Source organism: Pseudomonas phenolilytica (assembly GCF_021432765.1).
Taxonomy (GTDB): domain Bacteria; phylum Pseudomonadota; class Gammaproteobacteria; order Pseudomonadales; family Pseudomonadaceae; genus Stutzerimonas; species Stutzerimonas phenolilytica.
This window is the reverse complement of sequence record NZ_CP058908.1, coordinates 1,593,231-1,605,667: the sequence shown is the minus strand read 5'-3', so window position 1 is coordinate 1,605,667 and position 12,437 is coordinate 1,593,231. Positions and strand designations below refer to the sequence as shown.

Annotated in this window: 11 protein-coding genes; 8 read left to right on the top strand and 3 right to left on the bottom strand. The window is 64.1% G+C overall.

What is annotated here, in order from left to right; all coding sequences use genetic code 11:
• Positions 1-4: 4 nt before the first annotated feature.
• Genes HU825_RS07555 through HU825_RS07545 form a run of 3 tightly spaced genes read right to left on the bottom strand, consistent with a single transcriptional unit; the run spans position 5 to position 2,456 of the window.
• Complete coding sequence (locus HU825_RS07555; protein ID WP_043298901.1) at positions 5-772, bottom strand: DnaJ domain-containing protein; 768 nt, start codon at positions 770-772, stop codon at positions 5-7.
• Positions 772-1,440, bottom strand: coding sequence for an N-acetylmuramate alpha-1-phosphate uridylyltransferase MurU (gene murU / locus HU825_RS07550; RefSeq protein ID WP_054094469.1), 669 nt, complete (start codon positions 1,438-1,440; stop codon positions 772-774). Before murU ends, HU825_RS07555 begins: the two co-directional genes overlap by 1 nt.
• Complete coding sequence (locus HU825_RS07545) at positions 1,437-2,456, bottom strand: aminoglycoside phosphotransferase family protein (RefSeq protein WP_234303232.1); 1,020 nt, start codon at positions 2,454-2,456, stop codon at positions 1,437-1,439. The genes murU and HU825_RS07545 overlap by 4 nt, the downstream gene beginning before the upstream one ends.
• A gap of 128 nt (positions 2,457-2,584) precedes the next feature.
• Here HU825_RS07545 and HU825_RS07540 point away from each other — a divergent pair, with 128 nt between their 5' ends.
• The 8 genes from HU825_RS07540 (at position 2,585) to HU825_RS07505 (ending at position 12,421) form a co-directional block, all read left to right on the top strand.
• Complete coding sequence (locus HU825_RS07540) at positions 2,585-5,338, top strand: LPS-assembly protein LptD (RefSeq protein ID WP_156716184.1); 2,754 nt, start codon at positions 2,585-2,587, stop codon at positions 5,336-5,338.
• The gene (locus HU825_RS07535; RefSeq protein ID WP_054094502.1) at positions 5,319-6,626 is read left to right on the top strand and encodes a peptidylprolyl isomerase; all 1,308 of its coding nucleotides are present in this window, start codon (positions 5,319-5,321) and stop codon (positions 6,624-6,626) included. The genes HU825_RS07540 and HU825_RS07535 overlap by 20 nt, the downstream gene beginning before the upstream one ends.
• An 84-nt stretch (positions 6,627-6,710) precedes the next feature.
• A complete protein-coding gene (pdxA, locus tag HU825_RS07530; protein WP_234303231.1) occupies positions 6,711-7,700 on the top strand; it encodes a 4-hydroxythreonine-4-phosphate dehydrogenase PdxA in 990 nt (329 codons plus the stop codon).
• A 170-nt stretch (positions 7,701-7,870) separates the two neighbouring features.
• Entirely contained in the window at positions 7,871-8,665 is a 795-nt protein-coding gene (gene rsmA, locus HU825_RS07525; protein WP_102828980.1) for a 16S rRNA (adenine(1518)-N(6)/adenine(1519)-N(6))-dimethyltransferase RsmA, read from the top strand.
• Between the two features lie 27 nt (positions 8,666-8,692).
• Positions 8,693-9,076: a Co2+/Mg2+ efflux protein ApaG gene (gene apaG / locus HU825_RS07520; protein WP_043298891.1), complete on the top strand. Its 384-nt coding sequence runs from the start codon at positions 8,693-8,695 to the stop codon at positions 9,074-9,076.
• Complete coding sequence (locus tag HU825_RS07515) at positions 9,073-9,900, top strand: symmetrical bis(5'-nucleosyl)-tetraphosphatase (protein WP_043298889.1); 828 nt, start codon at positions 9,073-9,075, stop codon at positions 9,898-9,900. The genes apaG and HU825_RS07515 overlap by 4 nt, the downstream gene beginning before the upstream one ends.
• Complete coding sequence (glpE, locus tag HU825_RS07510; protein WP_156716181.1) at positions 9,897-10,229, top strand: thiosulfate sulfurtransferase GlpE; 333 nt, start codon at positions 9,897-9,899, stop codon at positions 10,227-10,229. The genes HU825_RS07515 and glpE overlap by 4 nt, the downstream gene beginning before the upstream one ends.
• A 269-nt stretch (positions 10,230-10,498) precedes the next feature.
• A complete protein-coding gene (locus HU825_RS07505) occupies positions 10,499-12,421 on the top strand; it encodes a PrkA family serine protein kinase (protein WP_008568271.1) in 1,923 nt (640 codons plus the stop codon).
• Positions 12,422-12,437: the final 16 nt, after the last annotated feature.

Here is a 12,437-nt window from a genome sequence, read left to right as displayed (position 1 = left end):
GCAATCAGCGGAAACCGCGACGCTCGCGGATCAGCGTGTAGGCGCTATGCAATTCGCGCGTGCGCTCGGTGGCCTCGCGCACGGCGGCCGGACTGGCGCCAGCGCCAGCCTGTTTGTCCGGATGATGCTTGCTGAGCAGGCGCCGATAGGCGCGCTTGATCGTCGCCGGATCGGCATCGTGGCGCACGCCGAGCAGACGCAGCGCCTGTTCATAAGCACCCGCCCGGCTCATCGGCGCTTCCTGACCGCGTGCCGCAGCGTGATCGAGTGCCGCTACGGCGGCGCCGTCCCAGCCCATCCACTTGCCCCAGAGGAGGATCAGCTCGTGCTCGCGCGTGCCCATCTGTCCGTTGGCCCGCGCCATGCGCCAGCAGGCTTCCAGCAAGCGTGCCGCCTCCTCGCGTCGCTGGCGCAGGCGGGCGAGCGGAGCACGCAAGGCCACGTCGCTGGCCTTGCCGCGATAGAACGCCTCGATCGCCGCGCGCTGGGCCGCACCGTCCAGACGCAGACGACGCATCTCCGTCCGTGCCGCCTGTATGTGCGCCTCGCTGACACGCCCGCCGCTCTTGGCCAGACGCCCGAGCAAGAAGAACAGCAGCTCGTTGCCGCGCATCTCGTCGCGGCTCGCCAGCCGTTCGCGCAGCCCCGCCCACGACGTCCAGCCGAAGCGGCGATCCAGCATCTGGCCGAGCAATCCGCCGAGCAGCGCGCCGGGAATGCTCGCCAGCAGCCAACCGATCAGCGCTCCCAGCGCCGTGAGCGGCCAGACCATCAGCAGCGCGCCCCGAGCAGGTGCTCAACTTCGGCCAGCCGCTCATGGGTGCCGACATCCACCCAGCGCCCGCGGTAATGCTCGCCCGTCACCAGTCCGCTCGCCATCGCCTGGCGCAGCAACGGGGCCAGCTTGAAGGCGCCGGCCGTGCACTCGCGAAACAGTGCCGGATGCAACACGGCCATACCGCTGTAGGTCAGCTTCGAGGCTGCACCGCCCTCGCTCACCCGACCATCGAGCAGACAGAAATCGCCCTGCGGGTGATGCGCCGGATTGTCCACGAGCACCAGATGGGCAAGACCGCTGAGCGGCTGGCGCAGCGCGGTGAAATCGAAGTCGGTCCAGATATCGCCGTTGACCACCACGAACGGCTGCTCGCCAAGCAACGGCAGCGCACGCTGGATACCGCCGCCCGTCTCCAGCGGCTCGCCTTCGGCGGAATAGCGAATGCGCACACCGAAACGCGCGCCATCAGCCAGGTAATCCTCGATCTGCTGGCCGAGCCAGGCATGGTTGACCACCAGCTCAGCGAATCCCGCCTGCGCCAGCGCACGCACGTGGTATTCGATCAACGGCACACCGGCGGCTCGCACTAGCGGTTTGGGCGTATGCAGTGTCAGCGGCCGCAGGCGCTCGCCCTTGCCGGCGGCGAGGATCATCGCCTTCATGGGCGCGGCTCCGCCGGCAGGCTACGCAGCAGTGTGGCCAGCTCGGCCAGCTCCGGGCGCCGCGCCAGCACCGTCTCGATGTAGGCGAAGAAGCGCGGCACGTCGGCCAGGTAACGCGGCTTGCCGTCACGATGACAGATGCGCGCGAAGATGCCGATCACCTTGAGATGACGCTGCACGCCCATCAGGTCGCTGGCACGCTGCAGTTCCTCGAAGCTGTCGGGCACGGCGATTCCGGCGTCGCGCGCCTTCTGCCAGTAGTCTCGCAGCCAGCCCTGCACGCGTGCTTCTGGCCAGCTGACGAAGGCATCCTTGAACAGCGAGGTGATGTCGTAGGTCACCGGGCCGAGCACCGCGTCCTGGAAATCCAGCACGCCTGGATTCGGCTCGCTGAGCATGAGGTTGCGCGGCATGTAATCGCGATGCACCAGCACCCGTGGCTGTGCCAGTGCCGAGTCGATCAGCACACCACAGACGCGCTCCCAGGCTTGCTGCTGGCCATCGTCGAAGGTGCAACCGAGATGACGCTGCACGTACCACTCGGGGAACAGCTGCAGCTCGCGCCGCAGCAGCGCCTCGTCGTACAGCGGCATCGGCACCTGCAGCGGCTGTCGCTGAAAGGTCAGCAGTGCGTCGATGGCGTCGGCGAACAGCCGATCGGCGTTATCCGCATCGATCACGTCCAGGTAGGTCTGCCGGCCGAGATCGCTCAGCAGCAGGAAGCCGCGCTCCAGATCCGCCGCCAGCACCTGCGGTACATGCACGCCGGCTGCCGCCAACAGGCCGGCGATTTTGACGAACGGGCGACAGTCTTCCTGCGGCGGTGGCGCGTCCATGACGATCAGGCTGCGGCCATTGCCCTCCCAGCGGAAATAGCGGCGAAAGCTTGCATCGCTGCTGGCTGCGGTCAGCTGCGCGGCTGGCACGTCACCCCAGCCGTTGGCGGCAAACAGGGCAGGCAGTTCTTGCTCCAGCCAGGTGCGGACGTGCTGCAGGCGGTGATCTTGGTGAGGCATCGGGCGGTCTCCACGGCGCTAGCCGATAGGCGGGTCATGCTTTATTATCCGGCATCTTTCTCAGCCCATCGAGAGGCGTGCGGCTCAGCCGGACGATGGCTCGCCGCAAGCACGGACCCCAGAACAAGATGGCAGTCAAATATCCCGCGTTTCGTAGAAAATTCCCTCTTCTGATGACTGGCGGCCTGTTGGCGATGCAGCCGATGACCGCTCCGATGCTGCTGGCTGCCGAGCAGTTTGCCTGCCAACCCGGCGCCGGTGGTGGCTGGTCATGCGCCACCAGCACTCCGACCGCCAAACTGCCGCCCCGGCCGAATCAGGCCGCCACCGATAGCGCCGAGGCGATCGCTGCCAGCGATGGCAAGGCAGACACCAGCGCCAAACTGGTGACGGAGAGCAAGGGCCGTGCCCTGGCCTCGCGCAGTGCCGACTACAGCCATCTGGATTGGGTGCCGCGCGATCAGCTGACGGCCGCCCAGCTCGCCGAAACCGGCCCCTACTGCGCCGGCACCTACGTCGAACCCGACCGTCCGGGCAAGCTCGACGACACGCCGATGAGCGAGGCGCCCACCTACGTTTCCGCGAAGGCGACCCGCTACGAGCAGGAACAGGAAGTCGCCACCCTGGCCGGCGATGTCGTATTGCGCCAGGGCAGCATGCAGGCCGAAGCTGACGAAGCCAGTCTCTATCAGCTGGAGAACCGCGGCGAACTCAACGGCAACGTTCGCCTGCGTGATCGCAACGCCCTGATGGTCGGCGACCGCGCGGAGATCTTCCTCGATAACGGTGAAGCCAAGGTCGAGAACGCCGAGTACGTCGTGCACTCGGGCAAGGTGCGCGGCAGCGCGCTGTACGCCAAACGCGAAGAGAACGCGATCATCCGCCTCAAGGATGGTACCTATACCCGCTGCGAGCCGGGCGAGAACAGCTGGCACCTGAAGGGCAACAACGTCACGCTGAACCCGGCCACCGGCTTCGGCTCGGCCACCAACGTGACGTTGCGGGTCAAGGACGTTCCGGTGTTCTACACCCCGTACATCTATTTCCCGATCGACGATCGCCGCCAGTCCGGCTTCCTCGCGCCGAGCATCGGCTCCTCTAGCGACACCGGCCTGTCGCTGCAGACACCCTACTACTTCAACCTGGCGCCGAACTTCGACGCCACGCTCTACCCGCACCTGATGACCGATCGCGGCCTGCTGATGGAAGGCGAATTCCGCTACCTGACCCGCAGTAGCGAGGGCCAGATCGGTGCCGCCTACCTGGACGACAGCAACGACGACCGCAAACTGCAGTCGGAGTACGAAGACCAGCGCTGGATGTACAGCTGGCAGAACCGCAGCGGCCTGGATTCACGCCTGCTCGCCGAGGTGGACTACACCGACCTCAGCGATCCGTACTATTTCCAGGACCTGGACACGAATCTAGGCATCAACCAGCCCGACCACCTCGATCAGCGCGGTACCCTGACCTGGCGCGGCGACAGCTATACCGCGAGGCTCAATGTCCACGGTTACGAGCGTGCCACGGTGGCCGACATCACGCCCTATGAGCGCCTGCCGCAGCTGACCCTCGATGGACGCCTGCCGTTCCAGCCGGGCGGCCTGAACTTCGCCTACAAGACCGAGTTCGTCAGCTTCCAGCGCAACCTGCGTGACGGCAATTTCATCAACGAAGACGGCAATCCGGAACGCTGGTACGACGATCGTTTGCGCGGTCTGACGCGTGCCGAAGGCGAACGTATCCATCTGGAACCGGGCGTCAGCCTGCCGCTGGACTGGAGCTGGGGCTTCGTCAAGCCATCGCTGAAATACGCGTACACCCAGTACGATCTGGATCTCGACGCGACCGGGCAGCGCACTCTGGGCGCCTACGAATCATTCGATCGCAACCAGAATCGCGGCGTGCCGATCTTCAGCGTCGACAGCGGCCTGTATTTCGATCGCGATACGCAGTGGTTCGGCAAGGACTACCGGCAGGCAATGGAGCCGCGGCTGTTCTACCTCTATGTGCCGGAAGAGGATCAGACAGATATTCCCATCTTCGACACGGGCGAGAGCAGCTTCAGCTACTCCTCGCTCTGGCGCGAGAACCGCTTTTCTGGCCGTGACCGTATCGGCGACGCCAATCAGGTATCGCTGGGCGTGACCAACCGCTGGATCGAATCCAACGGCTTCGAGCGGCAGCGCTTCAGCATCGGCCAGGCGTTCTACTTCGAAGATCGCAAGGTCCAGTTGCGCGGCATTGATTACCGCACGCGCGCCAGCGCAACGTCGTCGGTTTCGCCATACGCGCTGGAATACATGTATCGCTATAACCGCGACTGGAACTTCACTTCGACGTTCAATTGGGATCCGGACGAGGGGCGTACCCGCTCGGGCAGCGCCATGTGGCACTACCAGCCGGCGGACAACCCGAACAAGATCGTCAATATCGGCTATCGCTATCGCAACGACACCATGCGTTTCGATCAGGCGACCGGCGAATGGACCTATGGCGGGGACTATGGACGACCCGGCCAGCCGAACTACATCAAGGACTACTACAAGATCAACCAGCATGACTTCTCGTTCATCTGGCCGGTGGTCCCGCAGTGGAGCGTCATCGGGCGCTGGCAGCACGACTACAGCCGCAGCCGCACACTGGAAGCCTTTGGCGGCTTCGAGTACGACAGCTGCTGCTGGAAGCTGCGGCTGATCAACCGCTACTGGATCGACTACGACGAAACCAGCCTCAACCCCGATCTCAACGACGAGCCGGACACCGGTATCTTCCTGCAGATCGTGCTCAAGGGACTGGGTGGCGTGGTCGGCAATGCGACCGAAACATTCCTCGACGAAGGCATTCAAGGCTACCGTGAACGTGAAGACCAAGCTTTCTGATTACCTGCGCCCGCTCGTGGCGGGCGCCCTGCTGCTGGGCAACGCTGCACTGATTCCTCTCGCAAGCGCCGAGGTACAGCCGCTGGATCGCGTGGTCGCCATCGTCGACAACGACGTCATCATGCAGAGCCAGCTGGAACAGCGCATCCGCGAGGTCCAGCAGACCATCGACAAGCGCGGTGCCGATGCGCCGCCGATGGACGTCCTGCGTCAGCAGGTGCTCGAGCGCCTGATCACCGAGAACCTGCAGCTGCAGATCGGCGAGCGCTCGGGCATCCGTATCTCCGACGAAGAGCTCAACCAGGCGATGGGCACCATCGCCCAGCGCAACAACATGACCCTCGAGCAGTTCCGCAACGCCTTGGCCAACGATGGCCTGAGCCTGGAAACGGCGCGCGAGCAGATACGTCGCGAGATGATCATCAGCCGTGTGCGGCAACGGCGGATCGCCGAGCGTGTACAGGTTTCCGACCAGGAAGTACGCAACTTCCTAGCTTCGGACCTGGGCAAGCTCCAACTGTCCGAAGAGTACCGGCTGGCCAACATCCTCATCGCGGTGCCCGAGGGTGCCGATTCGGCCACCATCCAGGCGGCGGAGCGACGCGCCAACGAAACCTACGAGCAGCTTCAGCAAGGCGCCAACTTTGCCCAGCTGGCGGTTGCCCGCTCGGCCAGCGAAAACGCCCTGGAAGGCGGCGAGATGGGCTGGCGCAAGGCCGCCCAGCTGCCACCGCCGTTCGACAGCGACGTGCGCGAACTGGCGGTGGGTGAATTCACCCGTCCGGTACGCACACCACCGGGTTTCATCATCCTCAAACTGCTGGAAAAACGCGGCGGCGATACCCAGGTGCGCGACGAGGTGCATGTTCGCCACATTCTGATCAAGCCGAGCGCCATCCGCAGCAACGACGAGGCGCGCCTGTTGGTACAACGTCTGCGCGAGCGCATCGTCGCTGGCGAAGACTTCGCCGAACTGGCGAAGAATTTCTCGGAGGATCCGGGCTCGGCGCTCAACGGCGGCGACCTCAACTGGATCGATCCGGCCGCTCTGGTGCCGGAATTCCGTGAAGTGATGGCCAATACCGCCAGCGGCCAGCTGTCTCCGGTGTTCCAGTCGCCCTTCGGCTGGCACATCCTGGAAGTTCTGGGGCGTCGCGCCACCGACACCAGCGAAGAGTTCCGCGAGCAGCAGGCCCTTAATCTGCTGCGCAACCGTAAATACGACGACGAGCTACAGGCCTGGCTGCGCCAGATCCGTGACGAGGCGTACGTGGAAATCAAGCTCTAAGCTGATAGCCGGAAGTACCCAGGGTGATGGACCGACCGGTGCGTCACCCTTTTTTTTGCGCCACTGTTTTTTTTCGAGGCCCCCATGTCCCCTTCGCGTCCCTTCGCCCTGACCCCCGGAGAACCTGCCGGCATCGGCCCCGACCTGTGCCTGCTGCTGGCGCGTCGGGCCCAGCCACAAGCACTTATCGCCATCGCCAGCCGCACCTTGCTGGCCGAACGCGCGGGGCAATTGGGACTGGACATCGCGCTGCTCGATGTCGGCCCCGGCGCCTGGCCGAGCGCTCCGGCGCCGGCCGGCAGTCTGTATGTCTGGGATACTCCACTCGCCGCGCCGGTGACGGCCGGCCATCTGGACGCCCGGAATGGCCTCTATGTGCTGGAAACCCTTTCCCGCGCCGGGCGGGGCTGCCTCGACGGTCACTTCGCCGGGATGATCACCGCCCCCGTGCACAAGGGCGTAATCAACGAGGCGGGTATCGCCTTCTCCGGCCATACCGAATTTCTCGCCGAGCTGACCCATACCGAACAGGTCGTCATGATGCTCGCCACGCGCGGCCTGCGCGTGGCTTTGGTCACTACCCACCTGCCGCTCAAGGAGGTCGCCGCGGCGATCACGGCCGAGCGGCTGACCCGCGTCGCGCGCATCCTGCATGCCGATCTGGTCGGCAAGTTCGGCATTACCCGGCCGCGCATTCTGGTCTGCGGGCTCAACCCGCACGCTGGCGAGGGCGGGCACCTGGGCCGCGAGGAAATCGAGATCATCGAACCGACGCTGCAACGCTTGCGCGGCGAAGGGCTGAACCTGATCGGTCCGCTGCCGGCCGATACGCTGTTCACCCCGAAGCACCTCGATCAATGCGACGCGGTACTGGCGATGTATCACGACCAGGGCCTGCCGGTGCTCAAGTACAAGGGCTTCGGCGCCGCAGTCAATGTCACCCTCGGCCTGCCGATCGTGCGCACCTCGGTCGACCACGGCACCGCACTGGACCTGGCCGGCACCGGGCGGATCGATACCGGCAGTCTGCAAGTGGCCCTGGAAACGGCCTACCAGATGGTCAGCCCGAGCTGAGCCAAGGCTTGCGCGCTGCAGGTGGATGTCACGCCTAGCGCACCTGATTCCGTGCGGAGCGGGCGGACCGCCTACAGCGGCACCGCCTTTCACTGTTAAACTGCCCGCCTTTGCCTTACCGCTCTCGGCTCCTGCTTGACGCTTGCAGCTTGAGGCTTGGAGCTGCCGCTATGTCCGACTACCAACACCGCGCACGCAAGCGCTTCGGCCAGAATTTCCTGCACGATGCCGGCGTCATCCATCGCATCCTGCGCGCCATCCATCCCAAGGCGGGTGAACGGCTGGTGGAGATCGGCCCCGGCCAGGGCGCACTCACCGAAGGCCTGCTCGACAGCGGCGCGCACCTGGACGTGGTCGAGCTGGACCTCGACCTGATACCCATCCTGCAGAGCAAATTCGCCGGGCGCGAGAATTTCACTCTGCACCAGGGCGATGCACTGAAGTTCGACTTTGCCCGCCTGAGCCAGGAACCGGCCAGCCTGCGTATCGTCGGCAACCTGCCCTACAACATCTCCACCCCGCTGATCTTTCATCTGCTCGAGCACGCCGGGCTGATCCGTGACATGCACTTCATGCTGCAGAAGGAAGTAGTCGAGCGCCTGGCCGCCGAACCGGGTGGCGGTGACTGGGGCCGGCTGTCGATCATGGTGCAATACCACTGTCGCGTGGAGCATCTGTTCAACGTCGGTCCGGGCGCGTTCAATCCTGCGCCCAAGGTCGATTCGGCCATCGTCCGTCTGGTGCCGCACGAGACGCTGCCGCATCCGGCACGCGACCACCGTCAGCTCGAGCGGGTGGTACGCGAAGCCTTCAACCAGCGCCGCAAGACGCTACGCAATACGCTCAAGGGTCTGCTCGACGCCGAGGCCATCGAGGCCGCGCAGGTCGACGGTGGCCTGCGCCCCGAACAGCTCGACCTCGCCGCATTCGTCCGTCTCTCCGATCAACTCGCGCTACGCAGCTAGCGGCGCGCCTACCGAGTCGAGTCCGCCATGACCGAAGACCGCCGCTACCGCATCGACGTCAGCGTCACGCCCCGCTATCTGACTGCGCAGTCCGAGCCGGAACAAAACCGCTATGCCTTTGCCTACACGGTAACGATCGAAAACACTGGCGAGGTGGCGGCGCAGCTGCTGGCGCGACACTGGATCATCACCGATGGCGACGGCAAGGTGCAGGAAGTCCGTGGTGCCGGCGTCATCGGCGAGCAGCCACTGATTGCTCCGGGCGAGCGGCACGTCTACACCAGCGGCACCCTGCTGGCGACGCCGGTCGGCAGCATGCAGGGCAGCTACGAGATGCGCGCCGAGGATGGCCACGCTTTCACGGCCCCCATCGCGCCGTTCCGCCTCGCCGCACCCGGAGCACTGCATTGACCACCTATGCTGTCGGCGACCTGCAAGGTTGCCTCGAACCCCTCAAATGCCTACTCGAGCAGGTCGACTTCAGCCCCTCGCGCGACTGCCTGTGGCTGGCTGGCGATCTGGTCAACCGCGGCCCGCAATCGCTCGAAGCCCTGCGTTTCGTACGTGATCTGGACGGCTCAGCCATCACCGTGCTGGGCAATCATGACCTGCACCTGCTGGCGATCGCACATGACATCGAGCGCCTGCGCAAATCCGACACGCTCAGACCGATCCTCGACGCCCCGGACCGCGCCGACCTGATCGACTGGCTGCGCCGACAGAAGCTGCTGCACTACGACGCCGAGCGCCACACCGCGATGGTGCACGCTGGCATTCCGCCGCAGTGGACGCTGGAGAAAGCCCTCAAGCGTGCGGCTGAAGTCGAGCTGGCGCTGCAGGACGACGCGATGCTGCTGCCCTTTCTCGACGGCATGTACGGCAACCTGCCCGCCAAGTGGAGCAAGGACCTGCACGGCGTACCGCGGTTACGCCTGATCACCAACTACTTCACCCGCATGCGTTTCTGCAAAGCCGACGGCACGCTGGAGCTGGAAAGCAAGGAAGGCCTGGACAGCGCACCGAAAGGCTTCGCGCCCTGGTTCAGCCACCCGCAGCGCAAGACCCGCAACGTCAAGCTGATCTTCGGCCACTGGGCGGCGCTGGAAGGCAACTGCGACGAACCCAACGTATTCGCCCTGGACACCGGCTGCGTCTGGGGCAACGCCATGACCCTCATGAACCTCGACAGCGAAGAACTCCTGCGCTGCGATTGCGACCATGGAACCGCAGCATGACCGACTTCAAGCGCATTTCCCCCGACACCGCCCAGCAGATGCGCGCCGCCGGCGCCGTGGTGGTCGATATCCGCGACCCACACAGCTACGCCAGCGGCCACATCAGCGGCTCGACACATCTGGACAATCATTCGCTGCCGGACTTTATCGCCGCCGCCGACTTCGACCATCCGCTGATCGTCACCTGCTACCACGGCCATTCGAGCCAGAGCGCCGCGGCCTATCTGGCCAACCAGGGATTCTCCGACGTCTACAGCCTGGACGGTGGCTTTGAACTCTGGCGTGCCACGTTCCCACTGGACGTCGAGCGCGGCGACGAACCCGCGTAAATAAATCCCAGCCTTCACGCCGCGCCAGTCGCGGCCTCCGAGCGTCCCGGCGGCATCGCGTACCGGGAAAATGCCGCCCTCGCCCTTCGCTGCGCCGAATCCGAACTATCCTTGAGTTCAGGCCATCCAAGAACTGAAGCCTTACGCGGCTTCCAGAATCAGGTTTCGACCATTAGGTGTTCGGGGGAACTCCACTGGCCGCACTTTTCGGCCGGGCTCCAGGATGCCTGATGACAACGCCGGCTCCGTGCATCGACCGAGGTGAAGTCATGAGCATTTTCAGTCACTTCCAACAACGATTCGAAGCGACCCGCCAGGAAGAATACTCGCTGCAGGAATATCTCGATCTGTGCAAGCAGGACCCGAGGACCTATGCCACTGCCGCCGAGCGGCTGCTGATGGCCATCGGCGAGCCCGAGCTGGTCGATACCTCCACCGACCCGCGGCTGTCGCGGATCTTCTCCAACAAGGTCATCCGCCGTTACCCCTCGTTCGAGGACTTCCACGGCATGGAAGACTGCATCGACCAGATCGTTTCCTACTTCCGCCACGCCGCGCAGGGCCTGGAAGAGAAGAAGCAGATTCTCTACCTCCTTGGCCCGGTGGGCGGCGGCAAGTCCTCGCTGGCCGAGAAACTCAAGCAGCTCATGGAGCGCGTACCGTTCTACGCGATCAAGGGTTCGCCGGTGTTCGAGTCGCCGCTGGGGCTGTTCAACCCCACTGAGGATGCGCAGATTCTCGAAGAGGATTACGGCATCCCGCGGCGCTATCTGAACTCGATAATGTCGCCGTGGGCGACCAAGCGCCTGCAGGAGTTCGGCGGCGACATCAGCCAGTTCCGCGTGGTCAAGCTGTACCCGTCGATTCTCAACCAGATCGCCGTGGCCAAGACCGAGCCGGGCGACGAAAACAACCAGGACATCTCCGCACTGGTCGGCAAGGTGGATATCCGCAAGCTCGAGGAATTCCCGCAGAACGACGCCGACGCCTACAGCTACTCGGGTGCGCTGTGCCGCGCCAACCAGGGCCTGATGGAATTCGTCGAAATGTTCAAGGCGCCGATCAAGGTGTTGCACCCGCTGCTGACGGCCACCCAGGAAGGCAACTACAACAGCACCGAGGGGCTGGGCGCGATCCCGTTCAACGGCATCCTGCTGGCCCACTCCAACGAATCGGAATGGCACACCTTCCGCAACAACAAGAACAACGAGGCCTTCATCGACCGCATCTACATCGTCAAAGTGCCGTACTGCCTGCGCGTGACCGATGAGGTGAAGATCTACGACAAACTGCTGATCAACAGCTCGCTGGCCCAGGCCCATTGCGCGCCGGACACCCTGAAGATGCTCGCGCAGTTCAGCGTACTGAGCCGCCTGAAAGAGCCAGAAAACTCCAACATCTACTCGAAGATGCGCGTCTACGACGGCGAAAACCTCAAGGACACCGACCCCAAGGCCAAGTCGATCCAGGAGTACCGCGATGCCGCCGGCGTCGACGAGGGCATGAACGGCCTGTCGACCCGTTTCGCCTTCAAGATCCTCTCCAAGGTATTCAACTTCGACCCGCACGAGATCGCGGCCAACCCCGTGCATCTGCTCTACGTGCTCGAACAGCAGATCGAGCAGGAGCAGTTCCCCGCCGAGGTGCGCGAGCGCTACCTGCGCTACATCAAGGAATACCTGGCGCCGCGCTACATCGAGTTCATCGGCAAGGAGATCCAGACCGCCTACCTCGAGTCGTACAGCGAATACGGGCAGAACATCTTCGATCGCTACGTGCTGTACGCCGATTTCTGGATTCAGGATCAGGAATACCGCGACCCGGAAACCGGCGAGATTCTCAACCGCGGCGCACTCAACGAGGAGCTGGAGAAGATCGAGAAACCGGCCGGCATCAGCAACCCGAAGGATTTCCGCAACGAGATCGTCAACTTCGTGCTGCGCGCCCGGGCCAACAACAACGGCAAGAATCCATCCTGGCTCAGCTACGAGAAGCTGCGCGTGGTGATCGAGAAGAAGATGTTCTCCAACACCGAGGACCTGCTGCCGGTCATCAGCTTCAACGCCAAGGCCAGCAAGGAAGACCAGAAAAAGCACAACGATTTCGTGGTGCGCATGGTGGAGCGTGGCTATACCGAGAAGCAGGTTCGCCTGTTGTCGGAATGGTATCTGCGGGTGCGTAAATCGCAGTAACACGGCCCCAGCTCGC